Genomic DNA, 26,723 nt, shown 5'->3' with positions numbered 1-26,723 from the left:
CCGAAATGAAAGGTACGTCATGAGCGTGAACCGCATCAACGTCAACGCCCTGTCCGAACAGCTCTTCGGCCCTTACGCCCAGATCCGCAAGGCCTCGCGCGCCCGCGCCGCCGATCCGCAGCTGCAGCGCGACCCGCTGCTGGGCATGGATGAGCACCGCGAACGCGTTCTGGGCCAGCTGGGCATCCTGGTGCAGCAGGAAGCCGTCCAGCGCGCCTTCCCCACCGAATTCGGCGGCAAGAACGACCACGGCGGATCCATCGCCGCCTTCGAGGAACTGGTCGCCGCGGACCCGTCGCTGCAGATCAAGGCCGGCGTGCAGTGGGGCCTGTTTGCCGGGGCGATCCTGCACCTGGGCACCGAAGAGCACCACAAGGCATGGCTGCCCGGCGCGATGAACCTGGACACCCCCGGCGCCTTCGCCATGACCGAAATCGGCCACGGCTCCGATGTGGCCGCGGTGGCCACCACCGCTACCTACGACGAAGCCACCGATGAGTTCGTCATCCATACTCCGTTCAAGGCCGCCTGGAAGGAATTCCTGGGCAACGCCGCCCTGCACGGCAAGGCCGCCACAGTCTTCGCGCAGCTGATCACCAAGGGCGTGAACCACGGCGTGCACTGCTTCTACGTGCCGATCCGCGATGAAGCAGGCAACTTCCTTGAAGGCATCGGAGGCGAAGATGACGGGCTGAAGGGCGGGCTGAACGGCATCGATAACGGCCGTCTGCACTTCACCAACGTCCGCGTGCCGCGCACCAACCTGCTCAACCGCTACGGCAACGTGGATGAAACCGGCACCTATTCCTCGCCGATTCCCTCCCCGGGACGCCGCTTCTTCACCATGCTCGGCACCCTGGTCCAGGGCCGCGTATCGCTTGATGGCGCCGCCACCAACGCCTCGAAGATCGCCCTGCAGATCGCGATCACCTACGGCAACCAGCGCCGCCAGTTCAACTCCACCTCGGACACCGAGGAAACCACCTTGCTGGACTACCAGCGCCACCAGCGCCGGTTGATCACCCGCCTGGCCCGCACCTACGCTGCCTCCTTCGCCCACGATGGCCTGCTGGAGAAGTTCGACGCGGTCTTCTCCGGCCGCGAAGACACCGACACGGACCGCCAGGATTTGGAAACCCTGGCCGCTGCATTGAAGCCGCTGAGCACCTGGGATGCGCTGGACACCTTGCAGGAGGCCCGCGAGGCCTGCGGTGGCGCCGGGTACATCGCCAAGAATCGCTTCACCCAGCTCTACGCTGACCTCGATGTCTACGTGACTTTCGAGGGCGATAACAACGTGCTGCTGCAACTGGTGGGCAAGCGCCTGCTCACCGACTACGCCGCCGAATTCCGCAAGCTGGACACCGGCGCGATGGCTCTGTACGTGGCCAAGCAGGTGGGCACCACTGCGCTGCACCGTTCGGGCCTGCGCAGCGTCGGCCAGGCTTTCGCCGATATCTCCGATGAGCGCAAGAGCGCCAACTTCTTCAAGGACCCGGAGAACCAGCGTGCCCTGCTCACCGACCGCATCAACACCAAGGTGGCCGAAGTTGCCGGCGCCCTGCGTGCTGCCGGCAAGGACAAGGCCAAGGGCGCCGCGGCATTCAACGAGAACCAGGACCTGCTGATCTCCGCGGCACGCGACCACGGCCAGCTCTTGCGCTGGGAAGCGTTCACCGCCGCGTTGGAGCAGACCGGCGATGCTGCCACCAAGGAGGTGCTGACCTGGCTGCGCGATGTCTTCGCCCTGAGCCTGGTCGAAGACGACCTGGGCTGGTACCTGTCCCACGGCTTGCTCTCCATGCAGCGTGCCCGCACCCTGCCCGGCTACCTCAACCGCCTGCTCGCCCGCCTGCGCCCGCACGCACAGGACCTGGTCGAGGCCTTCGCCTACACCCAGGACCACCTGCGCGCGGACATCTCCTCGGGCGGCGAAGCCGAGCGCCAGGACGAGGCCATGGAGTACTTCCGCAAGCTGCGCGCCAGCGATGACGCGCCGGTCAGCGAAAAGTCGCTGCAGAAAGCCAAGGGCTAACCCGTAGCCACGCCGATGCCCGTATCCCAAAGCATTCTGGGTGCGGGCATCGGGTGGTTAACCGTTCAAGCGCTGGGCCAGCGCCACAATGATCCCCTCAGGTCCGCGAATGTATGCCATTTTCCACACGCCTTCATAGTGTCCGATGCCGCCGATCAGCGGATAGCCGTGCTGGTTCAAGTCATCCACCGTGGCCTGCAGGTCATCGAGCTCGAAAGCGATCGAACGCAGTCCCAATTCATTGGCCATCGCCGCACGGTTTCCCGGCAGGTGCGCTGGTCTTTCGAAACTCGACAGCTCGATTCCCACATTGGATCCGGGAGCCTTGAGCATCACGATATTCGTGCGCGAGTCGGGCACAGCGCAGACGGTCTCCAGGAACTCGCCTTCAAGCCCGTTCGCCCGGCCTTCCACTTCCAGCCCCAGGCTGACAAAGAAGCCGGTCACCATCTCGAGGTCGGCAACGGTGATGCCTACATGGTCGAATCGAATGGGTCGCGGCATGGGAATCGGTTCGCTTTCGCTCGAAGGTACGCCACAGCCTACCCCGATGGACGGCGGCGAACCAGATCGCCGCTGCCTTTTGGCACCGGCAAACTAGCTAGCCCCCAGTGAAAGCTCGTCCACCACCTTGGCTACCAGCTCCCGCTCTTTCGGGCTCACCGCCTGAACCGGCAGCGGCAAGCAATCTTCAGCTACCCAGCCGAAATGCTCGGCGATGGCGGCACTGACCCTAAGGCTCCCCCCGCAGTGTGCCATCAGCTCCCACAGCGGCTCCAGTCTCGCTGAGATCGCCAACGCCTTTTGCGGGTCTCCTGCCTGCACGGCACGGGTTATTGCCACCATCGGAGCCGAAACGGTTCCGCCCACCGCGGTAAACCACGCGTTGCATCCTGCGATCAGGCCAGCTGCCCCTAAAGCGTCGCCCGATACGCCGATACCCACGTGTTCGGGCAGCACCGCACGAATTGCGGCCACATGCTCCTTGGCCTGCACCGGATCGGCCGGAACCCCGGGAATCTTGATTGACACGATCCCGGGCAGCTGCGCGATACGCCCGTAGAGCCGGTTGCTGAAGGCGAAGTGGGTGGTTCGGGGATTGTCGTAGACAATGACCGGCAGCTCGCTGTGTTCACTGGCCGCCTTGAACAAAGCGAAGACCTCATCGTCATTCAGCTGCTGATAGCCCACCGGGGCGAGCAGCACGCCGACGGCACCGGCGTCCCGGGCATCGCCAATATGTTCCAGGACGCGGGAAGTGCGCAGTGCACCCACGCCAGCAAGCACGGGGATCCGGTCCGCGTGCTGCACGGCCAGCTCGATGACGCGCCGGCGCTCGGCGCGATCCAGGTACATATACGAGCCAGTTGAGCCCAGCACGGTGATCGAATCCACCTCGGCCCGCACTAGCCGCTGCACCAGGCCAATGAATGCCGGCTCGTCGAGCCGGTCATCGCGCAAGGGCGTGAGCGGGAAGGCACTGAGCCCGGTCCACGCAGTTGCCGGCGCCGCGTTATTCTTCGCTGCCAAGCTCATGATCCGTTCTCCTTAATGATGCGCTGGTTCCTCGATCTTACGGCGAGCAGTGCGCAGAGGATGACCGCGCATCCGCCCACAACGGTGGGCCAACCGATGGATTCGTGCAGCAGCAAGCCCGCCCAGCAGATGGTCATCACCGGTTGCGCCAATTGCACCTGGCTCACCTGCGCCATCGGCCCGATGGCCAATCCCCGGTACCACGCGATGAAGCCCAGGAACATGCTCACGACACCGAGATAGGCAAACGCAGCCCACTCGCCGGGTGTCGCCGTGGGCGGGTGCTGGACCGCTGAGACGGTGGCGAGCGTCAGCATCACCGGAGATGCGAGAACCAGCGCCCAGGAGATGGTTTGCCACGAGCCGAGCTCGCGCGAGAGCAGGCCGCCTTCCGCGTAGCCGATAGCGCAAGCCAGTACGGCGCCGAAAAGCAGCAGGTCTGCTCCGTGCAGCCCGCCCAGCCCGCCACCTTGCACAGCCGCAAAAGCCAGGGCGGCCAGTGCCCCGGCAGCTGCCGCAATCCAGAACCTGGTGCCCGGGCGTTCCTTGGTGCGCAGCACTGCGGCAACTGCCGTCGCCGCAGGCAAGATGGCGATGACTACCGCACCGTGGCTGGCCGGAGCCGAGGTCATTGCAAAAGAGGTCAGCAGCGGAAACCCGGCGACGACTCCCCCGGCGACGACAAGCAGCCGCCAGCATTGCGGCCGAGTAGGAAATTTCTGGCCGGTCAACCAGAGTGCGGCGATGGCTAGCGCTGCGGCGATCACCGATCGCCCTGCACCGGCAAACAGCGGATGCAGGTGGCCGTGCTCTACGGCGATGCGGGTGAAGGGCACGGTGAAGGAGAAAGCGAGAACGCCCAGTAGCCCCCAGAGCAGTCCGGCACCCGGGGTGGATAGCGGTTGTCGATTATTGACAGTAGCGGTACTATGTAGCTTCATGTTTAACAGTAGCAGTGAGCGTGTGGTTGCGAAACTCCAAGAGTGGATTGCGGCAGCCCCTGCCGGGAGCCAGTTGCCCTCCACGCGTGCTCTGGTGGCGGAACACGAAGTCAGCCCGGTCACGGTGCAAAAGGCTTTGCGCACGCTCATCGGCCAAGGCGTCGTTGAGTCACGCCCCGGTATCGGCACCTTCATCCGCAAGCAACCGGTAGCCCGGGCGCACGACTACGCCTGGCAAACCGCCGCGCTGGGGGTCGTCCATCGCCCGTTGCCGGAGTTGGCCGCCGCCCAGCGGGCGACACCCAATGACGTCATCTCCTTGCATTCTGGATACCCGGATCGCGAGCTGCTGCCTGAACGCCTGGTGCGCAGCGCCTTCGCCCGAGTTGCACGCAGCGACGCCGTGCTCCAGCGCACCGAAGCCGCGGGATTGCCGGAGCTGCAAAGCTGGTTCGCCAGCGAACTCGGGGCGATCACCGCGCCGGGACTATGCGCCCCGGCGGCCAGCGATGTTGTCGTGCTGCCGGGCAGCCAAAGCGGACTGGGGTCGATCTTCCGGTCGCTGGTTGGATCCGGAAAGCCGATGCTCATCGAATCCCCCACCTACTGGGGCGCCATCCTGGCTGCCGCGCAGGTCGGCGTGCAGCTCATCCCCATTCCCGCTGGGCCGCACGGTCCGGACACCGAGGTATTGGACCGTGCTTTCGAGCAAACCGGGGCTCGCGCTTTCTACGCGCACCCGAATTTCGCCAACCCCACCGGCGCCCGCTGGTCGCCCGAGGTTTCGCTGCGGGTACTGGAGATCCTGAAGCATCGCGGCGCGTTCCTGGTGGAAGATGACTGGGCCAAGGATTTCGGGATCGACGTTGATTCTTCACCGGTCGCCGCCCGTGATGACAGCGGCCATGTGGTGTATCTGCGATCCCTGACCAAGAGCGTTTCCCCTGCAGTGCGCGTGGCCGGGGTAATTGCCAGGGGCCCGGCACGTGAACGGATCCTGGCCGACAACCAAGCGCAATCGATGTATGTCAGCGGTCCTCTGCAAGCGGTCGCATTGGATGTGGTCACGCAACCCGGGTGGCGCACCCATTTGCGCTCTGTGCGCCAGCAGCTGGCAACCCGCAGGGACCTGGTCCTGGATGCTTTGGCGCAGCATCTGCCCGAAGCCCAGGTTGAACAGATCCCCCGAGGCGGGCTGAACCTCTGGGTACGGCTGCCCGATACAGCTAATCCGGCACAGCTGGTGCGCGACTGCGAGCTACGCGGTGTAGCGATCGCGGCCGGCGACAGCTGGTTCCCAGCCGAGCCGACTGGACGCTTTTTGCGGTTGAACTTTGCCGGTCCGAATCCCGGAGCCTTCAGCCAGGGAGTGGAGATCATCGGCCAGGTGCTGCACGGCTAGGTCCAATGCGGAGGGCTAACCAACATACCTGGTCTTCGTAGGGCTGCGAGGTCCGTTGGTCGAGGACAGTGCCTGCGATCATCAACTCCGTTTCGACCGGCAAGGCATTTGCCAGCGTCGCGGCATGGTCCTCGTACTCAGGATGCCAGAAGGCTTCCCAGTACCGTTTTCAGCGTTGTGGGCTACCCGTAGATATGGATGCTGCCGCCATACCCGGCGGGAAGACCTCGGCCTAGCAACCACTGGCCGAGCACTTCGGTGACCTGGGCGATGTTCAAGGATTGTGGGCCTTCGAATTCCATGTCCGTATCAGGATGGCTCGACAGAGAGTCCGGGTCGGCACCGTAGCCGACCCTGATGTTGCATGCCTGATGGCCAACGACAGCGAGCTCCAAAGTGTAGTTCCCATCAGAAAGCTTGGTGCCTTGGGCATACTTGGTCATCGGATTGTTTTCAAAGGAATAGTTTTCTCCCCATTCACGCACCATGCGCAATATTGAGGAAATCTGGGCCACCGATTCGAGCTTATGCAGCTCGTCATGCCGGCTGGTGCCCCACCAGATTTCCTCCGGAGCCACTTCATCCTCCAAGAAGGCATCAAGCTCGGTGGCGTTAAACCAGTTGAACTTCCGGCTCAAACGCAGCTGCCCGATTGAGTCCATAAACTTATCCATATTCGGATCGTAGCGATGAGGAAGGACAAATAAGACACATCCTGAGTCCGTCTGGACAGCCCAAGATACAAGCGGCACGAAACACGGGCCGATTCACTTGGCTAAGTTAGTCATAATCATGCGCGCGCCTCGTAGGTTTTGAAAGCAATAATCAGTTCGCTGCACCCCAACGACCCAAATAAGGGCACAGGCCCCGGTGAATGAAAAATAATTTCATCCACCGGGGCCTGTTGAACTCTTTGCTGGCTACAGTCCGTCTACCTCGACCAGGCCGCGGCGCGTAGGCACCGGGGCCACGTGCGTGCCGTTGGCCGCCACGCGCTGAACCGACAGCAACCGCGGCGGCGCGCCGTCGGCGGTTTGCAGGATCCACGGACCGACCATCAGGTAGCCGCGATCATTTTCGGCCTCGGTGACCACGCCGGTAATCACGAAATCACCGTAGGGTTCCTGGCTGAAGGATGCGGCAACCAAATCGCCGTGGGACAGCTCGGAAACTTCAACGTCTTCCGGGGCGAACTCGCCTTCGAAGACTGCGGGGAATGAGCGCACGTCCTTATCAGGCTGGCGGGCCATGGTTTCGCCGCCGTCGGCGTCTTTGGCTTTCTTCTTGGCAGCGGCCGCGTTCAGCCCGCCGACCATGACGTCGTCGAGCACCGTGGCGTGCGCGGCACCGGTGATCAGGAAGTTGCCGAAGCGGGCGGTCTTGTAGAGCACCGAGATCACGTCCCCGGCTTCCACCTCGCCGAAGGCCGCTTTCATGCCGGCTACATCGCGCTTGGAAGGGCCCTTGATAAAGACGTCCACGGGGTGATTCTCCGAATCTGCAGGAATTAGGTTCTGCGCTTAAGCGTAGGCCAGTTGCCAGCCACGAAGAAAACGCCTAGCCTCGCAGGGCGGCGTCGAACCATCCGGTAATGCTCGCCGGATGGGTGATCGCGGTGCCCACCACCACGGCGAACGCGCCGGCATCCAGCGCGGCTTTGGCCTGCGCCGGGGTGTGGATCCGGCCCTCGGCAATCAATGGCGGCTCCAGGCCCGCTGCTGCGATCTGCTCCAGCAGCTCAAGGTCCGGCCCCTCGGTCTTGTCCCGTTCCCCGGTGTAGCCGGCCAGCGTGGTGCCGATCAGATCGGCCCCGGCCTGCGCGGCAGCCAGCGCGTCGTCCAGCGACCCGCAGTCGGCCATTACCAAGGCGGCAGACCGTTCGTGGACCGCGCTAATGGTTTGTTCCAGGCTCTTGCCGTCGGGCCGTTCGCGGCGCGTGCCGTCCAGGGCCACGATGTGCGCCCCGGCGTTGGCCACCGCCAAGGCGTGGTGGATGGTGGGGGTGATGAACACGCCCTCATGGCCGTCCTTGAACAGCCCGATGACCGGCACCTCGACGGCGGAACGGGTGAATTGGATATCCGCGATACCCTGCACGCGCACCGCGCCGGCGCCGCCGATCACCGCCGAGGCCGCCACCTGCGCCATGGTCTGCGGGTGGCGCATCGGCTCCCCCGGATAGGCTTGCGCCGAAACGATCAGCCGCCCGCGCAGGGCTTGCAGTGCTGCTGCCGAAAGCAACATGTCTTTCTCCTCTTAGTCTTGTGGCCAGAATAGGCTGGCCGCCCCGATCAGGGCGGCATCGGTTCCCAAACGGGCAGGTTCCAGCGCGGTGCCCCGCACCAGGTCGATGGCGCTGGCGGCGAAGCCCTCGCGCAGACCCTCCCACCAGATCTTCCCCGCCCCGGCCATCCCGCCGGCAATGACGATTTTCTGCGGGTCCAGCACGTTGGCCAGCGATCCGGCGGCGGCGCCTGCGGCCAAGCCTCCGGTATGCACTGCCCGATAGGCCAAGGCGTCGCCGGCTTCGGCCAGCGCGGTGACCGCCTGGGTGTCGCGCACCTTCGGGTTGCCGGCCAATCGCTGGTAGTGCCGGTGGATCGCCGGCCCGGCGGCGATCGCCTCCACATGACCGGTGCGTCCGCAGGAGCATTCCAGCCCGGTGGCGTAGGCCGAATCGATGTGCCCCATATGCCCGGCCACGTGGTGGAAGCCGGTGACCAGCTGGCCGCCGTGCAGGTAGGCTCCGCCGATTCCGGTGCCGATGGCCAACAGCATCATCTGGCCGGTTCCCCGGCCCGCGCCGAAGCGGGCCTCGCCCAAACCGTGGGCGTGCACGTCATTGACCGCGCGCACCGCTAAACCGGTGAGCCGTCCCAGCTCGGCCGCCATGTCGGTGCCGGCCCAGCCCGCCAGGGTATCGGTGGCCGAAACCACCCTCGCGGTTTCCGGGTCGATGACCCCGGCGGCGCCGATACCCAATCCGGCCGGCTGCGCCGAGCATGCACCGCGCAGCTGCTGCACCACGCCGGCCATGGCCGCGATGATCGCGGCGGAGCCTTCGCGGGCCGGTGTGGGTGCTTGGCTGCGCGCGGTGATGGTGCCATCGCGGCGCACTACGGCGCCGGCGATCTTGGTGCCGCCCAGATCCAGGGCGAGCACCTCGCCGGCGCCTGCTAGTTGTTCTTGCACTGGGCCAGGGCCTACTTGGCGGCCACCGGCAGCAGGCCGGTTTCGGCCAGGATCCCGCGGATCGCGGCGGCCTCGGAGGCATCCAGCGACGCCATCGGGGCGCTCATGGCGTTATTGGCGATGATGCCCAGTTCCACCAGGGCGGTCTTGAAGGCGCCCAGGCCTGCAGCCCCTGGCGACACCCGGGAAGCATCCGGGGTGTAGACGATGTCGAAGACGCGGGCCAGGCGGTCCTGCTCGGCCGCGGCGCCGGTCCAGTCGCCGGCCACTGCCTTCTCGAACAGGCGGCGGTAGCCGGCTGGGTCCACGTTGCCCAGGCCCGGGACCACGCCGTGGGCTCCGCCCAGCAGTGCCCCGTCGACGACGACCTCATGGCCGGTGAACACCGAGAAGCCCTCGATGTCCTTGGTGGCCAGCAGCAGCTGGCGGAAGGACACGTCGTCGCCCGAGGAGTCCTTCACGCCCACGATGGCGCCGGACTGCGCCAGCCGGATGGCCACATCCAGCGGCAGCTTGTGGTGGGTGCGCACCGGCACGTCGTAGGCGAAGATGTCGACCTGCAGGGTGTCGTGGATGGCGGTGAAGTGCGCTTCGATCTCCGGGCCGTTGGAGATGGCATAGAACGGGGTGGTGACCACCAGCGCGTCGGCGCCCAGGGCGATCAGGCGCTGGCCCTCGTCGATGACGCGGGCGGTGGTCTGCTCGCTGGCACCGACCAGCACCGGCACGCGGCCAGCGTTGGCGGCCACGATCCGGGCGAGTACCGCGTCGCGTTCGGTATTGGCCAGGTAAGGCACCTCGCCGGAGGAACCGAGCACGAACAGGCCGGCCACTCCCCCGTCGATCAGGTGTTCCACCACGGCGTCCAGGCCGGCGGCGTCAATGGCGCCATCGGCGGTGCGCGGGGTGATGACCGGCGGGATGACGCCGGAGTACTTCGGGTTGTTCGTGTAAGCCACGGGGATTCGGTCTTTCTCTAGGTGCCGCAATTGCGGCGATTGGTTAGTGCTCCAGCAGTGCCGGGGCAGCACCCAACAGGGTGCGGGTGTAGTCATTGGTGGGCGCGTCGAATACCTGTGCGGCATCGCCTCGCTCGACGATTTGCCCGGAGTTCATCACGCAGATGGTGTCCGAAACATAGCGCACGGTCTGGATATCGTGGGAGATGAACACCATGCCCAGGTTCAGCTCGGATTTCAGGTCGGTGAGCAGGTTCAGCACCTGCGCCCGCACCGAGACATCCAGCGCGCTGGTGGGCTCATCGGCCACGATCACCGCAGGTTCCAGGGCCAGCGCCCTGGCGATGGCCACGCGCTGGCGCTGGCCGCCGGAGACCTGGCTGGGCAGGGCCGAGGCCGCCGAAGCCGGCAGGCCCACCACCTCAAGCAGTTCCAGCGCCTTGGCCTTGCGCGAAGCATCGCTGCCGATGCCATGCACGCGCAGCGGGTCGGTGAGCGTGTCCATGATCGACATGCGCGGATTCAGCGCGGTGGCCGGGTCCTGGAAGACCACGCCCACGCTGCGCCCGAACTCCTTGCGGCCTGCGGCGTTGCGCTTGCCCACCGGCTTGCCGTTGAACAGCACCTGCCCGCTGGTGGGTTCCTGCAGTCCCACCAGCACCGAGGCCAGGGTGGACTTGCCGCAACCGGATTCGCCCACGATGCCCACGGTCTGCCCGCGGCGCACCGCGAAGTCCACCCCGTTGACGGCCTTGATCAGGCGCGGGGAGAACAGCTTGCCGCCGCGGATCTTGTGGTGCACGTGGATATCCTGCAGCTCGATGATCGCGTTGCTCATTTGCTGGCTCCTTGAAGGTGGCTGCCATTGCCCTGGTGGCTGGCCCAGCGGTGCTCGCTGCCGGCGTCCACCGGGACGAAGGACAGGTGCTGGTCCGGGTCGGCGCCGGCACGCTGCGAACGCTCGGCGAAGCGGTCGCCGGCGGCGAAATCGTACGGGCTGGGGACGGTGCCCGGGATCTGGTGCAGGCGTTGCGCCTTCGACTCGATGGAGAGCACCGCGCCGAGCAGGCCCTGGGTGTATTCGTGATGCGGGTCAGAGAGCACCTCGCTGATCGGACCGGACTCCACCACCTGGCCGGCGTACATCACGGTGACCCGGTGGGCCAGCGAGGCCACCAGTGCCAGGTCGTGGGAGACGAAGACCATCGCGAAGCCCAGCTGCTCGCGCAGCTCGTTGAGCAGGTCGACCACCTGCTTCTGCACGGTGACATCCAGCGCGGTGGTCGGCTCGTCGCAGACCACCAGCTTGGGGCTGCGCGAGAGGGCCATGGCGATCAGCACGCGCTGGCGCTGGCCGCCGGAGAGCTCATGCGGGTAGGAGCGCAGGGTGCGCTTGGCGTCCAGCTTGACCAGGGCGAGCAATTCCTCGGGGGTCTTGCGTCCGCCGCGGCGGGTGAGCTGGCGCAACTGGTCGCCGATGAGCATCGAGGGGTTCAGGCTGGACAGCGCGTCCTGGTAGACCATCGCGATCTGCTCGCCGCGCAGGCCCTTGTAGACCTTGTCGTCCCCGGCCCGGGTGCCGCCATCGGAGGTGGCCGGCAGCAGTTCCCGGCCCTCGAAGGTGATGGAACCGGAGAGCTGGGCGCTCCCCGGCAGCAGCCCCATGATGGCCAGCGAGGTGATGGACTTGCCGCAGCCGGATTCGCCCACCAGCGCCATGGTTTCGCCCTCGCGCACCGCGAAGGAGACATCCTGCACGATCGGGGTGTCCCCGTAGCGCTCCGGGAAGCGGATGGTCAGGTTCTTGACCTCCAGGATGGTGCGCGGCGCGCCCTGGGAGGTATCGAGCACCAGGCGGTCGGTGCGCTGGGCCTCGGCCGCTGCCAGCAGGTCCAGTTCCCCGCGCAGCCGCTCGGCGGCCTGCGGGTCCGCGGCCGCCTTGGCCTTGGCCAGCGCAGGTTCGCCGTTCTTCTTCGCCTGCTTCCTGGCCGAGCCCTTGGTGTTCACCAGCGCATCGGTCATGCCTTCGGCCAGCATGTTCAGCGCCAGCACGGTCAGCAGGATCACCAGGCCGGCGAAGGTGGTCGCCCACCACGCGCCGTTGAGCACCAGGGTGCGGCCGTAGGAGATCACGTTGCCCCAGCTCGGGGCCGGGTCCTGGATGCCTGCACCGAGGAAGGACAGGGATGCTTCGAGGATGATCGCGTCGGCCACCATCACGGTGGCGAAGACCATCACCGGGGCCGCGCAGTTGCGCAGCACGTGGGTGCCCAGGATGTAGAAGCGCCCGGCGCCGATCACGCGTTCGGCGCGCACATAGTCCTCGCCCCATTGGGCCAGCACGTTGGCACGGACCACCCGGGCGATCTGCGGGGTGTAGATGATCGCGATGGACAAGATGATCACCGGCAAGGTGTTGCCCAGCGAAGCCAGCAGCGCGGCGGCCAGGGCGATGCCCGGGAAGGCCATCACCATGTCCATGATGCGCATGATCGTCTCATTGGCCCATTTGGCGCTGGTGGCGGCCAACGCACCGAGCAGCCCGCCCATGACCAGTGCCAGCGCCACCGACCCCAGGCCGACCAGCAGCGAGGCTTGGGCGCCGAAGAGCAGGCGCGAGTAGATGTCGCGGCCCAGCCGGTCGGTGCCGAAGAAGTGCTCGGCGCTCGGCTTCTGCGCCGGGATTCCGGTGGCCAGCGGGTCGTGCGGGGCGATCAGCGGGGCGAAGAGGGCCACCGCGGCAATGGCCAGCAGGAAGGCCAAGGCGATTTTGGAGCCTGCCGGCAGCGCCTTGAAGCGGGCGCCGGACTCGGAAAGGCGGTTCACGAGATTGTTGCGTGGGGCCATGATGCTCATCCCTACACCGTCCTAATTCGCGGGTTGATCAGCAGGTAGAGCAAGTCGACGATGATGTTCACGAGCACGAAGGTGATCGCGATGGTCAGCGTGACGCCCTGGACCAGGTTGGTGTCCTTGTTGGTAATGCCGTTCATGATCAGCTGTCCCATGCCGGGCAGGGAGAAGATCATCTCGATGACCACTGCACCGCCCAGCAGGTAGCCGATGCGCAGCCCGAGCACGGTCACCGGGGTGACCAGGGCGTTGCGCAGCACGTTCTTGGAGATCACTTCGCCGCGCGGCACGCCGTTGCCGATGGCGGTGCGCACGTAGTCGCGGTCCAGTTCCTCGACCATCGAGGTGCGCACCACGCGGGTGAGCGAGGCGGAGACCGGGATGGCCAGGGCCAGGGCCGGCAGTGCCATATGCAGCAGCCAGGTGCCCGGGCCCGATCCTTCGGGGGCCGCTCCTCCGGAGGGGAACAGCGGGCTGGAACCCAGGGCGAACCACTGGATGAGCAGGATGCCCAGCCAGAAGGACGGGGTGGCGATCGCCGCGATGGAGAAGATGCGGACCAGCTGGTCCGGCCAGCCATCGCGGTACAGTGCACCGAGCAGGCCGAAGGCCAGCGAGATGACCACGGCGATGACCACGCCCAGGAAGGTCAGCTGCAAGGTCAGCGGGAATGCGCCGGCGATCATCTGGGAGACCGATTGGGCTGGCGGGGTGGTCAGGCCGAAGTCCAGGCGGATGAGCCGGCCGATGAAGCTGATGTACTGGACCACCAGCGCGTCGTTCAGGCCGCGTTCCTCGCGGTAGGCCTCTTTGGCGGCCTCGGAGGCGCCCTCGCCCAGCGCGGAGGTGGCTTCATCGCCCGGGGCCAGCTTCATGATGATGAAGACCATGGCGGAGATGCCAAGGACCATCACCGGCAGCGCGGCCAGGCGGCGTAAGAGCAGGTTGAGGAAATTCCCCATGGAGTAGCTCCGTCGAGTATCGAAGTGTGCAGGTCATTGCGCTGTGCGGGCCGGGCGGCACGGCGTGGGTGCCGTGCCTCCCGGCCTGCTGCGCGGGGCCGGGGCCAGCTAGGCCTTGCGGTTCACGCCGACAAAGGAGATGCCGGTGGTTGGCAGCGGCGCGAAGCCTTCCAGCGCGTTTTCGTCCCAGGCCGATGGCAGCTGGCGGTGCAGCACCGGGTAGAGCGGGGCCTGGTCGGCGACGATGTTGATCGCCTTGCCCCACGCCGCCATGGCCTTGTTCGAATCATCGGTCTGGATGGCCGCGTCCAGCTGCTTCTGCAGCTCCTTGTATTCGGGTGTATCGTTCCAGCGGAAGCGGTTCTTCGGCCAGACATCGCCTCGGTAGAACCAGCTCATCAGCAGGTCCAGGTCGTTGCCGAAGACCGATGGGTCGCCCGGGGCGGCCACCACCGAGAAGGTGCCGCTGTCCACGTTGTCGGTGTACAGCGCGCCGGACTGCAGGTTCTTCATGGTGACCTTCACGCCCGGGATCTTGTTCCAGGATTCGAGGATCAGCGGGGCGATGTCCTTGACCCACGAGGTGTCGGTGGTCAGCAGCTCGAATTCCAGCTTGTCCACGCCGGCTTCGGCCAGCAGCGCCGCGGCCTTCGCCGCGTCGTAGCCGTAGACCGTGTCCGCCTTGATGTACTGCGGGTGGCTTTCTTGCACATAGGAGCTGGCCGCCTTGGCGTTGCCCAGCAGCGCGGTGCTGATGATCGACTCGGTGTCCAGGCCGTAGTGCAATGCCTGGCGGACCAGGGCGTTGTCGAATGGCTTCTTGGCGCAGTTGAACATCAGGAACAGCAGGCCGAAGGAATCGGCGCTCTTCACGGTGGCCTTCGAGGCCAGGCGGTCCATATCGAGGTACGGCACGTCCTCGATGGCCTGCACGCGGCCCGATTCCATGGCGGTCACGCGGGCGGCCGCATCGGAGAGCAGGAACCAGGTCATGCCGGTGGCGGTCGCCGGGTACTTGCCGTTGTAGCCCTCGAACTTCTCGAAGACGATCTTGTCATCCTTGGTGGCCGAGACCAGCTTGTACGGGCCGGTGCCGATCGGCGCGGCGTCGAAGCCGGCCTGGTCCTTGGAAGCCACGGCCTTCGGCACGATCTTGACCACCGAGATGCGGGTCGGGAACAGCGGGAAGGCGTAGTTCAGCGTGAACGCGACGGTCTTCTCGTCCTTGGCCTTCACCGACTTGATGAAGGGGATGAACTGGGCGAACAGCGAGGCGTTGCCGGTGTCCAGCACCCGCTCGAAGGAGTAGACGACGTCCTGGATGGTGACCGCTTCCCCGTTGTGGAAGGTGGCCCCGTCGCGCAGGGTGATTTCCCAGCTGGTGTCGTCAATCTGCTTCGGTTCTGCCGCGGCCAGCGCCAGGTACGGTTCACGAGTGGCCGGGTGCAGGTCCACCAGGCCTTCGAAGATGTGCATGTTGGCGGCGAACGGGGTCGCGCCGGAGGAGGTCATCGGGTCGAAACCGGTGGACAGGGCGTAGGAAATGCCTGCCTCGATGGTGCCCGTGCCGGCAGCTGCGGTGCTGGCCGCGCCGCCGCTGGCTCCTGGGGAGCAGGCGGCCAGGCTGGCCGAGAATGCCGCAGCAGCGCCAACCATGCCGGTGATCTTCAGGAAATCTCGTCGTGCAAAGGGCTTGTTGGCTACTTCGTTCAAAGCCATTCTTGCCACCTCCGGGAAAATGAGTGAGTGTTGTAGGACGTAGGATGTCCGATCTATGGTCTAGACTGTAGTGGACGTCACGCCGCATGGTCAACTGCGTCACATGAACTTCTCCGCCCGCCGAGGAAAGCAGGATCCGTTGAGCACGATGCCAGCCCGCCGATCAGATGCCCGTGCCCGCCTGCGCGCGCTGACCAATGACATCACCGCGCTGATCCTGGAACGCGGACTGCTGCCCGGGGACCCGCTGCCCACCGAGCAGGAACTCATGGCCGAGCTGGGCGTGGGGCGCAACTCCCTGCGCGAGGCGATCAAGGTGCTCCAGGCCCTGGGCATCATCGACACCCGCCACGGTTTCGGCATGTTCGTGGCCCAGGAAAACCTCAACGCCCTGCATGACTCCCTCGCCTTCCGCGGGCAGATGTCGCTGCGCCACCATGGCCATGAGGCCAGTGAGCTGGTCGATGTCCGCCAGGCACTGGAAACCGGCCTGATCGGCCTGGCCATCCGCGCGGTCACCGACGAGCATCTGGAGGCCTTGGAGCAGTGCGTAAGCCAGATGGAGCAGCACGCGGCGCGCGAGGAGACCTTCGTCGAGCAGGACAAGGCCTTCCACCGCATCCTCTTCGAGCCGCTGGGCAACCAGCTGCTGACCAACCTGCTCGGAGTGTTCTGGGATGTCTACCGCACCATCTACGATGCGATCGACTCCGATCTGGAAATCACCCAGCCGGCCAAGACCGCCCAGGACCACCGCGATATCCTCGACGCGGTACGCGCCAAGGACGTGGAAACCGCCCGGCAGCTGATCTCCGAGCACTTCCACGGCATTCGCGCCCTGCTGGCGAGCCGGGAAGTTTAGCAAAAAGAACCCTAAAGCATTCCTTTCACAGCTAAGCTGGGGTGGTGGACACACTTCAACGCTATGCACCCAATGAAAACCTCAGGCGCGACGAAGCGGCCTGGCGCGCACGGAATATCGAATGGCACTTCGCCGAGGTCCAGCTCGATCTTTCCAATGCCACCGATCGCACAGCCACCAGCTTCAGCTCGATCACCACGCTGAACTTCAGCTCCAAGGATCCGGCAGCCTTCATCGACTTCATCCACGAATCCGTGGACGAGGTACTGGTCAACGGCACCGCGATCGACCTGGAATCCGCAGTGCTCGATGCACGCATCTACCTCGATCAGCTGCGCACCGACGTGCCGAACACCGTGAAGATCAGCGGGCGGGCGATCTACTCGCGCTCGGGCGAGGGCCTGCACCGCTTCGTGGATCCGCAGGATGGGCAAACCTACCTCTACACCCAGTTCGAGCCTTCCGAGGCGCGCCGGGTCTTCGCCTGCTTCGAGCAGCCCGACCTGAAGACCAGCTACCGCTTCACCCTCACCGGCCCGGCAGCCTGGCATCTGGCCAGCAACCAGCCGATCGTCGATGAGGTACTGCACGATGACGGCACCAAGACCGTGGCCTGCGCCCCGACTCCCCCGATCTCCAGCTACATCACCGCGGTGCTGGCCGGACCGTACCACGTGGTGCACGGCGAGCACCTCCAGCGGCTGGATGACGGCGAAGAGCTGAGCATCGAGATGGCCGCCACCTGCCGCGCCTCGCTGGCCGGGCACTTCGACGGCGACGAGATCATCAAGCTGACCAGCCAGGGCCTGGACTACTACCACCAGCTGTTCGACTACCCCTACCCGTGGGGCAAGTACGACTCGGCGTTCGTGCCGGAGTACAACCTCGGCGCCATGGAAAACCCGGGCCTGGTCACCTTCACCGAACGCTACGTCTTCACCTCGCACGCCACCGAAGGGCAGTACGAGCAGCGCGGCAACACCCTGATGCACGAAATGGCGCACATGTGGTTCGGCGACCTGGTCACCATGAAGTGGTGGGATGACCTGTGGCTCAAGGAATCCTTCGCCGACTACATCGGCACCCTGGCCAACGACGAAGCCACCGATTTCACCACCGCGTGGACCACCTTCGCGGCGCGCCGCAAGGCCTGGGCCTACGTGGCCGACCAGATGCCCACCACCCACCCCATCGTGGCCGACATCCCGGACCTGCTGGCCGCGGACCAGAATTTCGATGGCATCACCTATGCCAAGGGCGCCAGCGTGCTCAAGCAGCTGGCCGCCTTTGTCGGCGCCGAGGCCTTCCGCGACGCCGCCCGCGCCTACTTCCGCAAGCACGCCTACGGCAATACCTCGCTGGATGACTTCCTCGAAGCGCTCGAAGCGGCCAGCGGCCGCGATATGGGCCAGTGGGCGGATGCCTGGCTGAAGACCAGCGGCGTGCCGAAGCTGCACGTCGAATACACCACCGATGCCGGCGGCACCATCACCGCGGCATCGCTGATCCAGTCGGGCACCGATCCGGTCACCGGGCAGAAGATCGCCCGCCCGCACGTGCTCTCGGTCGGCGCCTACCAGCTGGACGGGAGCCAGCTGGTGCGCACCGACTCGGTGGACGTGGAGCTCTCCGGCGAATCGGCGGCCCTGGACTTCCTGGTTGGACGCCGGATCCCGGATCTGCTGCTGCCCAACGACGGCGATGAGACCTATGCGCTGATCGAATTCGACCCGGTTTCGCGTGCCACCTTGCTCGGCCACCTCTCGGGCCTGGGCGACTCGCTGCCCCGCGCCACCTGCTGGGCGTCGCTGTGGGATGCGGTGCGTTCGGCCACCTTGGATGCGCAAAGCTACGTGCAGGCGATCCTCGATCACGCGCACGCCGTCACCGACGCGGGCGTCTTCGGGGTGCTTACCGACCAGTTGGCCACCTCGATTTCCAAGTACGTTGCCCCCGAGCTGCGCGCGGAGCTGCGCCAGAAGGCCGCCGCAACCCTCACCGGGTGGCTCACCCGGTTCGAGGCCGGCGGAGACCAGCAGACCACCACCGCGCGCACCCTGGTTCGCCTGGCCCGTGCCGGCGTGGCTCCGGAGGTGCTCGACGCCTTCCTGGGCGAGCAGCCCAATGCCTACCAGGTCACCGTCGATGAGCAGCTGCTGTGGGGTTCCTACATCGCGCTGGCCGCTTCCGGCCGGCTCGACGAGGCCGCCGAGGCATCCATGCACGAAGCGGCCAAGGCCAACCCCACCAGCGTGGCGCAGAATTCGGTTCGCACCGCGCTGGCGGCGCGCCCGGATCCGCAGGCCAAGGACACCGCTTTCGACACCGTGCTGATGGCGCGCGATGAACACGGGGAGCTGTCCAACGATGCCCTCTCGGCCACCGCGCTGGGCTTCACCATGGGTTCCTCCGCCCTGCTGGCACCGTTCGAGGAACGCTACTGGGCCGCGATCCTGCCGGTCTTCGAGACCATGGGCATGGAATTCGCCACGCGCGTGATCGAGGGGCTGTATCCAGGGCACCAGGATCTCCAGGGCGCCATCGAGCAGAACCATGCACTGGCTACCGCGACCAGCTGGCTGGAACGCCATGAGAGCGCACCGGCCGCCCTCAAGCGCATCCTGCTTGAGGAACGCGCAGAACTGGAACGCTCGCTGAAGGCCCAGGCCTACAGCCGCACCAGCCGCTAGGCGCTGGCCCTCCGAAGGCCGGCCCGCTGCTTATCCACGCAGCGGGCCGGCCAAGAGCCGCAGGCCGTTGCCGGTGGCGCAACCGGTTCCAGTGCGGGTCTGCCCTGCGGCCGAACCCGGCCGGCCCAGCGGAGATGGCAGGGCCACAGCAACCATGGCCTCAAGCGAAACAAGGGCCTGGCCTCGAACTTGATCGAGAACAGGCCCTTGGATCTTGGCTCGCTACGGAACCCGCGCGGTCCACTGCGCGGTAGCGAATTTGGCCTCGGCCAATTCCTTCGCCGCCAGACGGGATTCGGCATCCAGCTGCGCCGGCTTGGCCCCGGTGCGCTTGGCGAAGGTGTCCATCATGACGTTGATGATCTCCATGCGATCCAGCTTTGTCTGCGACTTCAGCGGATCCACACGCTTGACCGCTGAGGTGATGCCCTTGTCGGAGATCTTCTCCCGGCCAATGCGCAGCACCTGGGTCATCTTCTCCGCGTCGATGTCGTAGCTCATGGTGACGTGGTGCAGCATCGCACCGTTGGCCAGGCGCTTTTGCGCTGCGCCGCCGATCTTGCCGGCAGGGGTCGCGATGTCGTTCAGCGGCTTGTAGTACGCTTCCAGGCCGATGCTTTCCAGCGCTTCCATCACCCAGGCGTCCAGGTACGGGTAGGAATCGGCAAAGCTCATGCCGTCCACCAGGGATTCAGGAGCGTAGAGCGAGTAGGTAATGCAGTTGCCAGCTTCCATGAACATCGCGCCGCCTCCGGAAATGCGGCGAACCACCTGGATGCCGTGCTTTTCGGCTTGCTCCATGTCCACTTCGTTCTTCAGCGACTGGAAGGAGCCGATCACGACGGCGCCTTCGCTCCAGTCCCAGAAGCGGATGGTCGGCTTGCGGGCCCCCTTGGCGATTTGCCGGGTCAGCACCTCATCCAGCGCCACTTGCTCGGTGATTGGAATGATCTCCGGGCCCAGGACTTCCCACTCGTGGTCTTCCCACTTGGTGGCGTGTCCCAGCGCCCGGCGGACGACGCGCGCGATGGCGTCTTCGTCAAAACCGAACATCACTACGCCTTCACGCAGATTGTCGGTTACCGCATTGCGTATGGTGCTGTGGCTGGCGTCCGCTGGCAAACCGCGTAGCGCATCATTCAAGTCATCGAGTGCATCATCTGGTTCCAGGAAGAAGTCGCCATTCAATGACACTTCGGTGATCACGCCATCGGAAGTATCCAGATCTACAACGACTAATTTGCCACCGACTACCTTGTATTCACCATGATGCTTCATGGTTTCATTCTATCCCCGGCTGCCCACTAGTCGAATCCACGCGCCCCCGGATTCGGTGGTTCGCAGTGGCAACATTCGACGCCGGATAACAATCGAATAAATATTCGAGAATACTTCCACATTCCGCGGATTTCCGGGCCAAACTGTCTGTTGCCAGCAGGATAATTAACTATGGCTATACCCGATTTCATCCATGACGACGATGATGAACATCGTCTACCGTTGCCCCCAACTGGCACTCGCACGGAATCCCACAAGGATTCGTTATTCAGCGACCATCTCGAACATCACCTGTTCCATGGTCCGCTGAAGCAATTGGCAGATGAGCTCTTCGACGCGGGCCCGCTCAATGGCCCCGGCGACGCCCTCGAACGGCTGAAGAAAATCCAGCGCATCCAGAGCATCCTCGATGCAATGACATCTGTGCTGCTGGCCGATTCAGTAGAACAAGTCAGTGAATCATTTGCCGATATGATCGCCACCGCGGGGACCACTACCGAGGAGGAGGAACGCGAGGCTCGGAAAAGTGCTCAATACTATGGCGTTGACCGCGGCAGTGACCAGGTCATCAACTCCAACTTCATCGCAGAAGCGGCTGTCGCGCTGAGTGAGACCCCTCGCATGGTAGGCAAGCGGATGTTCTATGCCAAGGGTCTTCGCTACGCCTGCAAGGAAACCCTCACGGCTCTGGCTGCAGGAGAGATCACGCCCAAGGCAGCGCATGACATCGTGAAGTATTCGCAGGACTTGCTCCCCGAACAAATCATGCAGATGCAACGCGTGCTGTTGCCCATGGCGAAGACTGCGTCTGATGACGCGATATACCAACGCGCACGCCGGTTCCATGACAGGATGTGCCCGGAGGCCGCCGAACAAAGGCACAAGAAGTCTGAAAAGAATCGCAAGCTCACGCTATGGGATAACGAAAATGGCATGTCCACCCTCAAGTACTACAACAGTGCCGCAGTGATTCATTCCATCAAGAACTCCGTGAAGTGGCTAGCTGATCAGCATAACGATCCGCAGGATCCCCGTACCCGGGAGCAAATAGAAGCGGACGCCTTTGCAGACATCATCCTCAACGGCTGGCCGGACCGGGAAGGCACGCCCCTCAAGCCACGGGTATCCATCACGATTCCCGCGGTGGAAATGCTGGCGGATCCCACAAGGACCGTGGCTGACCTGGAAGGCTACGGCCCCATCCCACTGGGGGTCGCATTGGCGTTGGCAAAGGATGCGCCTTCGTTCCAGCGCGTGCTGACCGATCCATGGACTGGCGCCGCGATAGATGTCGAGCGCAGGCGCTACCGGCCCTCGCAGAGTCTCAAGGATCTGTTACGGCACCGCGATGAGCATTGCTGCTTCCCCGGCTGTCGCCGTCCAGCTGACCGCTCCGAGATTGACCATATAAATGGCTGGGCTCACGGAGGGCATACGACCAGGGACAATACGCATCTGCTGTGCAAGCAGCATCAAATGTTCAAGCATGCATTGGGTTGGAAAGTCGTTCCGCGTCCTGACGGATCCAAGATGTGGGTGACTCCACACGGGCTGAGCGCACTCGTTATTCCGGAAAGCGTCAAGCGTGTGGACCAATTCGATCATGTAAATGATCATTGCCCAGAGCGCCCTAAGGTCATTCCTTTGCCGCATATTCGACTCACGGCAGAAGTACGCAGGGTACTTGGGCTCAAGCCTCGCGTCGACATTCCAGACGAGGATCCCGGTCCTGAATCGCCGCCAGATGACGGCCAGAAGGAAACAGGCTGAGGACGCTATCCCGATTGACCGGTTTTTGGGTGACAGAATTTTTCAGTCACCAGCACCTCCACACCACCAATAACACCATTCACGCAACGGCGATGGAGCCAGTTGCTCGGAGCAGTGCGGCCAAGACGTCTGCTTCGACGAGTCAGCGAATCCTTATTCAGCCGCCACTGGAAACCCCGACGGCTATAGCACCGAAAAGCTCTGGGCAAACGCTCCTGACAATATTTTTCAGTCATCCCCGGCTGCCCCGACGGCTATTGCGCCGAACGACGCTGGGGCGGACGCTGCTGACAATATTTTTCAGTCACTGGCGCATCCAGGAAACTGCCAAGATGCCGCGATGCGCATCGTGGCGCGAAAAACGAATCCTCTTAGACGGTTCCGTGAAAACATTTTTCAGTCACTGATGGACAGGTGTGCTGTTAAAGCAGCAGCGGCGTGTTTCCAAATACTGGAAACACGCCGCGAAAGCTTGCTAGGTACGAAGTATTACTTCTTGCCGCCGAAGCCCTTGAAGCGGGCGTTGAAGCGCTCGACACGACCAGCGGTGTCCATGATGCGCTGCTTGCCGGTGTAGAACGGGTGCGAAGCTGCCGAGATTTCGACGTCGATTACTGGGTAGGTGTTGCCATCTTCCCATTCGATGGTCTTGTCCGACTTAGCGGTCGAACGGGTCAGGATCTTCTCGCCGGATGCCAGGTCGTTGAAGACAACTGGGCCGTACTGTGGATGGATATCAGCCTTCATAGCTATACACCTTTTTTGTTTATGGCCACTGGATTTTGCCAGTAGCTACTTACTCGGAAATTGTGTCCCGCATTCAGGGCTCCATGAAGAGACCTCAATGCACAGACAGTCCATCCTATCGCAAAAGCGGCGGCGGCAGAAACCTTCTTAGCGTGGCGCGGAGCACAAATGCCAGAATGCAATTGCGCTAGCGGCACCAACATTCAGGGAATCCACTTCGCGGTACATAGGGATGATCACGGTCCGGTCAACGGCGGCCAGAGCTTCATCGGTAACTCCCCTGCCTTCGTTGCCCAAGATCATGGCGACCTTCTGGCCAGACTTGATCTCTACTTCGTTTAGCGGGATCGCGTCCTCGGTCAGTTCCATGGCGAGCATCTCGTAGCCATGCCTCTTCAAGGTCTGGATGTCCTCTGGCCACGACAGCATGCGTACCCAAGGAAGGTCGAAGACCGTCCCCATTGAGACGCGGGCGCTGCGACGGTACCAGGGGTCCACGCATTTGGGGGTGAGCAGCACGGCGTCAACGCCAAGCCCTGAAGCCGAACGGATAATTGCGCCGAGGTTAGTATGGTCGGCGATGTCTTCCAAGATGGCAACGCGCGAACTGGCTTCAAGCACTTCGTCCAGATCCAGCGGTTCGGGACGATTCATCGCTGCCATGGCGCCGCGGTGCAAGTGGAAGCCGACCAGATCCTGGAGCTGCCGATCATCCCCAATGAAAATCGGCGCGTCTGGGAAACGGTTGAACTCCTCGGTTAGCTGGTCCAAATGCTTTTCGGCGAGCAAGAAGCTGCGCGGCACGTGGCCCGCGTTGATCGCACGCTGCACCACTTTGGTGCTCTCGGCAATGTAGAGCCCGTTTTCCACGTCAGTGCGCATACGCAGGTTCGCTTCGGAGAGCCGGAGGTACTCGTCGAGGCGGGAATCGGCCAGATCCGCGACCGGCAGGATCCGTTCAGGGTTGAGAATTTCAGCCACGAAGCTACACCAACTTGTAGAGCATGTTGCCCAAGGCAACCAGGCCCAGGATGACGATGACCAGGCGCAGCAGCCCAGGCGAGAGCTTGCGGCCAATCTTGGCGCCGGCAAATCCGCCGATCAGCGAGCCGACAGCGATAAGCAGGACGACGAGCCAATTGATGCGTTCCGGCGCAATGATCAGGTACATCGCGGCCGCCACGAGATTCACGATCAGGGAGAGGATGACCTTGATTGCATTGGACTGCTGCAGGGATGCTTGCAAGAACACGCCGAATACCGCCATCAGCAGGACTCCCTGCGCGGCGGTGAAGTAGCCGCCGTAGACACCGATGATGAACACCAGGATGTAGAGGACCATTGGAATCTGGGCGCGATCGGCATCATCCGGGTCGGTGCCGCCGGAAGCGGCCTGCCGGGTCTTCGCCCACTTGGCAAGACGGGGCTGGAAGATCACCAGCACCAGCGCGCAAACCAGCAGCACCGGCGCAACGATGCCGAAGACGGACTCCGGCAGGTTCAGGAGGAGCAAGGAACCGATCAACCCGCCGACCAGTGAAACCGGCACGAGTTTGAGCAGCGTCTTCTTGACGCTGGCAGCTTCTCGACGGTACCCCCAGGCACCGGAGAAGCCACCAGCAACCAGACCCATGGCGTTGGAGACGACGGCATTCACCGGAGCCATGCCCAACGCCACGAGAATGGGGAAAGTGACCAACGTGCCCGAACCGACGACGGTGTTGATAGTTCCGGCCCACAGTCCGCCAATGAAGACCAGGGCTTCGCGCCAAAATTCGATCACGTGGAATTTTCCCCTTTAGTTATTGCTGTTAGCTGCGTGCAAAAGCAGAGTAGCGTCCACCTTCACGGCGCAGGCTCAGCGGCATGCCGTAGGTTGCTTCCAGGTTCGCTTCGTTCAGCGTGGATTCGATCTCGCCGGCAGCGACAACTTCGCCGTCGCGCATCATCAAGATGTGGGTGAATCCCGCTGGCACCTCTTCAAGGTGGTGGGTTACCAGAACCAGCGCCGGGGCATCCTCGTCGGCTGCCAGTTCCGCCAGCTTGCCAACCAGGTCTTCGCGCCCGGCAAGGTCCAAGCCTGCTGCAGGCTCATCGAGGATCAGCAGTTCGGGATCGGTCATCAAGGCACGGGCGATCAGCACGCGCTTGCGCTCGCCTTCGGAAAGCTTGCCGAAAGGCTGGTTCATGAAGGTGGACATGCCCCAGTTGTGCAGCAGATGGAAAGCACGGCGCTCATCGAGCTTCTCGTACTTCTCGCGCCAGCGACCGGTCATGCCGTAAGCCGCGGTGAGTACTACGTTCAGCGCGGTTTCGTTGGCTGGAATGGAGTTGGCAACCAGGGCTGAGCTCAGGCCGATCAACGGACGCAGATCGAAGACCGACACCTTGCCCAAACGTTCGCCAAGGATATCCGCGGTACCGCGGGTTGGGTGCAGCCGGGTGGCCGCAACGTTCATCAAGGTCGACTTGCCGGCGCCATTGGGGCCGATCACAATCCACCGCTGTCCTTCTTTGACTTCCCAGGACACGTCCTTGAGCAGGTCTTTTCGCCCGCGTACAACGCTGACATCTTTGAAAGTTAGCACTTCGCTCATGGTATTCAAGATTAGACTTTTCGCCCCTGTTTCACTAATTGGAAATGCCGAACGGGGCCTGAGATCGCCGGATTGACCTGTATTGCGTCCAACGGCAATACTAGTTCGCTCCCCTGGGCCTGGTCAGCAGCTTTGCGCCAACACGTCATGTTTGGTCGTAAACACCGAAGCAATGAAAAATGGTTGCATGGCTTCATCATTGGTTTTCGCATCCCGCCCCGCTTTCTCCCGCACCGACTTCAACGCTGTATTGCAGCAAGCGGCCGCCGCCGGGCTCATTCCCGCCGCGGACGAGAGCCAGATCAAAGCCAGCGAAGAGCGGCTGGTCGCCAAGTTCCGCCTTGAACAGGCCGATCAGGCGAAGCTGCAGCAGGCTGCTGCGGCATTCGTCGATGCGCAGGTCGCCGACGGCGCACTGGAATACGCGGACATGTGCGTAGCGGTGGTACCGGCCGAACTCGTCGATGCTCCGCAGCTGCTCTTGCTGATGGATGTCGATTCCACCTTGATCAAGCAGGAAGTCATCGAACTGCTCGCCGCTCACGCTGGACGGGAAGAAGAAGTGGCTGCGGTGACCGAAGCCGCGATGCGCGGTGAACTGGATTTCGCCCAGTCCTTGATCCAGCGCGTAGCTACCTTGAAGGATCTGCCAGATACTGTCCTTGCCGAGGTAGGCCAGCGCATTGTCCTCTCGGACGGCGCCGAAGCCCTGGTCAAACGGTTCCACGCTGCTGGGCACAAGGTCGGCGTAGTTTCCGGCGGGTTCCAGCAGATCTTGGATCCGTTGGCTGCCCATCTGGGCCTGGACCATGCGCTGGCTAACACCCTGGGCATTTCCGAGGGAATTCTTGACGGAACCGTTCACGGCCAGATCGTCGATCGCGGCATGAAGGAAACGATGCTGCGCGCCTGGGCCGAGGAACATCAGATCCCGATGACGGCAACCGTCGCCGCCGGTGATGGCGCCAATGATCTGGCCATGGTTGCTGCCGCGGGTTTGGGCGTGGCTTTCAATGCGAAGCCTGCCCTGCGCGATGAGGCGGTCGTGCGCCTGGACTTCTCGCGCCTGGACGTCATCGCCGACCTAGTACTCAATGATTTGGCTTAGCGGAATCCAACAACTGCATAACAATTCTGCCGATAGCGGCTTTCGGTAACTTGATCGGTTGTTCCAGCGGTT

General features: G+C 63.8%; 24 protein-coding genes. 6 read left to right on the top strand and 18 right to left on the bottom strand.

What is annotated here, in order from left to right; translation table 11 throughout:
- Positions 1-19: 19 nt before the first annotated feature.
- A complete protein-coding gene (locus ACIP6G_RS05285; protein ID WP_400289012.1) occupies positions 20-2,035 on the top strand; it encodes an acyl-CoA dehydrogenase in 2,016 nt (671 codons plus the stop codon).
- A 57-nt stretch (positions 2,036-2,092) separates the two neighbouring features.
- Here ACIP6G_RS05285 and ACIP6G_RS05280 read toward each other — a convergent pair whose 3' ends face one another.
- From ACIP6G_RS05280 to ACIP6G_RS05270, 3 genes are all read right to left on the bottom strand, one after another.
- Positions 2,093-2,539 carry a VOC family protein gene (locus tag ACIP6G_RS05280; protein ID WP_105657817.1) on the bottom strand — a complete coding sequence of 149 codons (447 nt, stop codon included), beginning with the start codon at positions 2,537-2,539 and terminating at the stop codon, positions 2,093-2,095.
- A 93-nt stretch (positions 2,540-2,632) separates the two neighbouring features.
- Positions 2,633-3,571, bottom strand: coding sequence for a dihydrodipicolinate synthase family protein (locus ACIP6G_RS05275; RefSeq protein ID WP_400289010.1), 939 nt, complete (start codon positions 3,569-3,571; stop codon positions 2,633-2,635).
- Complete coding sequence (locus tag ACIP6G_RS05270; RefSeq protein WP_400289008.1) at positions 3,568-4,512, bottom strand: DMT family transporter; 945 nt, start codon at positions 4,510-4,512, stop codon at positions 3,568-3,570. The genes ACIP6G_RS05275 and ACIP6G_RS05270 overlap by 4 nt, the downstream gene beginning before the upstream one ends.
- Between ACIP6G_RS05270 and ACIP6G_RS05265 the strand changes: the two genes are divergently transcribed.
- On the top strand, positions 4,511-5,914 hold the full coding sequence (locus ACIP6G_RS05265) for a PLP-dependent aminotransferase family protein (RefSeq protein ID WP_400289007.1): 1,404 nt from the start codon (positions 4,511-4,513) through the stop codon (positions 5,912-5,914). The two genes, ACIP6G_RS05270 and ACIP6G_RS05265, sit on opposite strands and share 2 nt — an antisense overlap.
- 182 nt (positions 5,915-6,096) lie before the next feature.
- On the opposite strand, the gene ACIP6G_RS05260 is transcribed toward ACIP6G_RS05265, so the two are convergent.
- The 9 genes from ACIP6G_RS05260 to ACIP6G_RS05220 all read right to left on the bottom strand — a co-directional run bounded on the left by ACIP6G_RS05260 (position 6,097) and on the right by ACIP6G_RS05220 (position 15,599).
- On the bottom strand, positions 6,097-6,588 hold the full coding sequence (locus ACIP6G_RS05260; RefSeq protein WP_400289005.1) for a hypothetical protein: 492 nt from the start codon (positions 6,586-6,588) through the stop codon (positions 6,097-6,099).
- A 246-nt stretch (positions 6,589-6,834) separates the two neighbouring features.
- Positions 6,835-7,395, bottom strand: coding sequence for a hypothetical protein (locus tag ACIP6G_RS05255; protein WP_332727436.1), 561 nt, complete (start codon positions 7,393-7,395; stop codon positions 6,835-6,837).
- 76 nt (positions 7,396-7,471) lie between these two features.
- Positions 7,472-8,158, bottom strand: coding sequence for an N-acetylmannosamine-6-phosphate 2-epimerase (locus ACIP6G_RS05250; RefSeq protein WP_332498801.1), 687 nt, complete (start codon positions 8,156-8,158; stop codon positions 7,472-7,474).
- A 12-nt stretch (positions 8,159-8,170) separates the two neighbouring features.
- Positions 8,171-9,106, bottom strand: a complete 936-nt coding sequence (locus ACIP6G_RS05245; RefSeq protein WP_400289002.1) for an ROK family protein — start codon at positions 9,104-9,106, stop codon at positions 8,171-8,173.
- A gap of 11 nt (positions 9,107-9,117) precedes the next feature.
- A complete protein-coding gene (locus ACIP6G_RS05240; RefSeq protein ID WP_400289000.1) occupies positions 9,118-10,065 on the bottom strand; it encodes a dihydrodipicolinate synthase family protein in 948 nt (315 codons plus the stop codon).
- A 43-nt stretch (positions 10,066-10,108) separates the two neighbouring features.
- Entirely contained in the window at positions 10,109-10,903 is a 795-nt protein-coding gene (locus tag ACIP6G_RS05235; protein ID WP_105657809.1) for an ABC transporter ATP-binding protein, read from the bottom strand.
- Entirely contained in the window at positions 10,900-12,912 is a 2,013-nt protein-coding gene (locus tag ACIP6G_RS05230) for a dipeptide/oligopeptide/nickel ABC transporter permease/ATP-binding protein (RefSeq protein WP_400288998.1), read from the bottom strand. Before ACIP6G_RS05230 ends, ACIP6G_RS05235 begins: the two co-directional genes overlap by 4 nt.
- A gap of 11 nt (positions 12,913-12,923) precedes the next feature.
- Positions 12,924-13,880, bottom strand: a complete 957-nt coding sequence (locus ACIP6G_RS05225; RefSeq protein ID WP_332488901.1) for an ABC transporter permease — start codon at positions 13,878-13,880, stop codon at positions 12,924-12,926.
- A 108-nt stretch (positions 13,881-13,988) separates the two neighbouring features.
- A complete protein-coding gene (locus ACIP6G_RS05220; RefSeq protein WP_400288996.1) occupies positions 13,989-15,599 on the bottom strand; it encodes an ABC transporter substrate-binding protein in 1,611 nt (536 codons plus the stop codon).
- A gap of 103 nt (positions 15,600-15,702) precedes the next feature.
- On the opposite strand from ACIP6G_RS05220, the gene ACIP6G_RS05215 reads away from it, so the two are divergent.
- A complete protein-coding gene (locus tag ACIP6G_RS05215; RefSeq protein ID WP_286172099.1) occupies positions 15,703-16,461 on the top strand; it encodes a FadR/GntR family transcriptional regulator in 759 nt (252 codons plus the stop codon).
- A gap of 44 nt (positions 16,462-16,505) precedes the next feature.
- Complete coding sequence (pepN, locus tag ACIP6G_RS05210; RefSeq protein ID WP_400288994.1) at positions 16,506-19,151, top strand: aminopeptidase N; 2,646 nt, start codon at positions 16,506-16,508, stop codon at positions 19,149-19,151.
- Between the two features lie 30 nt (positions 19,152-19,181).
- On the opposite strand, the gene ACIP6G_RS05205 is transcribed toward pepN, so the two are convergent.
- The gene (locus ACIP6G_RS05205) at positions 19,182-19,307 is read right to left on the bottom strand and encodes a hypothetical protein (protein ID WP_400288992.1); all 126 of its coding nucleotides are present in this window, start codon (positions 19,305-19,307) and stop codon (positions 19,182-19,184) included.
- Between the two features lie 66 nt (positions 19,308-19,373).
- Entirely contained in the window at positions 19,374-20,429 is a 1,056-nt protein-coding gene (locus tag ACIP6G_RS05200) for a biotin/lipoate A/B protein ligase family protein (protein WP_365946128.1), read from the bottom strand.
- A 171-nt stretch (positions 20,430-20,600) separates the two neighbouring features.
- On the opposite strand from ACIP6G_RS05200, the gene ACIP6G_RS05195 reads away from it, so the two are divergent.
- A complete protein-coding gene (locus tag ACIP6G_RS05195; RefSeq protein WP_365946127.1) occupies positions 20,601-22,199 on the top strand; it encodes a DUF222 domain-containing protein in 1,599 nt (532 codons plus the stop codon).
- A gap of 489 nt (positions 22,200-22,688) precedes the next feature.
- Here the strand turns inward: ACIP6G_RS05195 and ACIP6G_RS05190 are convergent, their stop codons facing one another.
- From ACIP6G_RS05190 to ACIP6G_RS05175, 4 genes are all read right to left on the bottom strand, one after another.
- A complete protein-coding gene (locus ACIP6G_RS05190; protein WP_013348950.1) occupies positions 22,689-22,946 on the bottom strand; it encodes a type B 50S ribosomal protein L31 in 258 nt (85 codons plus the stop codon).
- Positions 22,947-23,093: 147 nt separating this feature from the next.
- Positions 23,094-23,927: an RNA methyltransferase gene (locus tag ACIP6G_RS05185; protein WP_105657801.1), complete on the bottom strand. Its 834-nt coding sequence runs from the start codon at positions 23,925-23,927 to the stop codon at positions 23,094-23,096.
- Positions 23,928-23,931: 4 nt separating this feature from the next.
- Positions 23,932-24,729, bottom strand: coding sequence for a sulfite exporter TauE/SafE family protein (locus ACIP6G_RS05180; RefSeq protein WP_133833401.1), 798 nt, complete (start codon positions 24,727-24,729; stop codon positions 23,932-23,934).
- A gap of 28 nt (positions 24,730-24,757) precedes the next feature.
- A complete protein-coding gene (locus ACIP6G_RS05175) occupies positions 24,758-25,543 on the bottom strand; it encodes an ABC transporter ATP-binding protein (protein ID WP_365946126.1) in 786 nt (261 codons plus the stop codon).
- Between the two features lie 187 nt (positions 25,544-25,730).
- Between ACIP6G_RS05175 and serB the strand changes: the two genes are divergently transcribed.
- Complete coding sequence (serB, locus tag ACIP6G_RS05170) at positions 25,731-26,651, top strand: phosphoserine phosphatase SerB (RefSeq protein WP_365946125.1); 921 nt, start codon at positions 25,731-25,733, stop codon at positions 26,649-26,651.
- Positions 26,652-26,723 lie beyond the last annotated feature (72 nt).

The organism is Glutamicibacter sp. NPDC088483 (assembly GCF_044753145.1).
In the GTDB taxonomy this organism is placed as follows: Bacteria; Actinomycetota; Actinomycetes; order Actinomycetales; family Micrococcaceae; genus Glutamicibacter.
The sequence above is the reverse complement of the archived record's forward strand: the minus strand, read 5'-3'. Positions and strand labels throughout refer to the sequence as shown.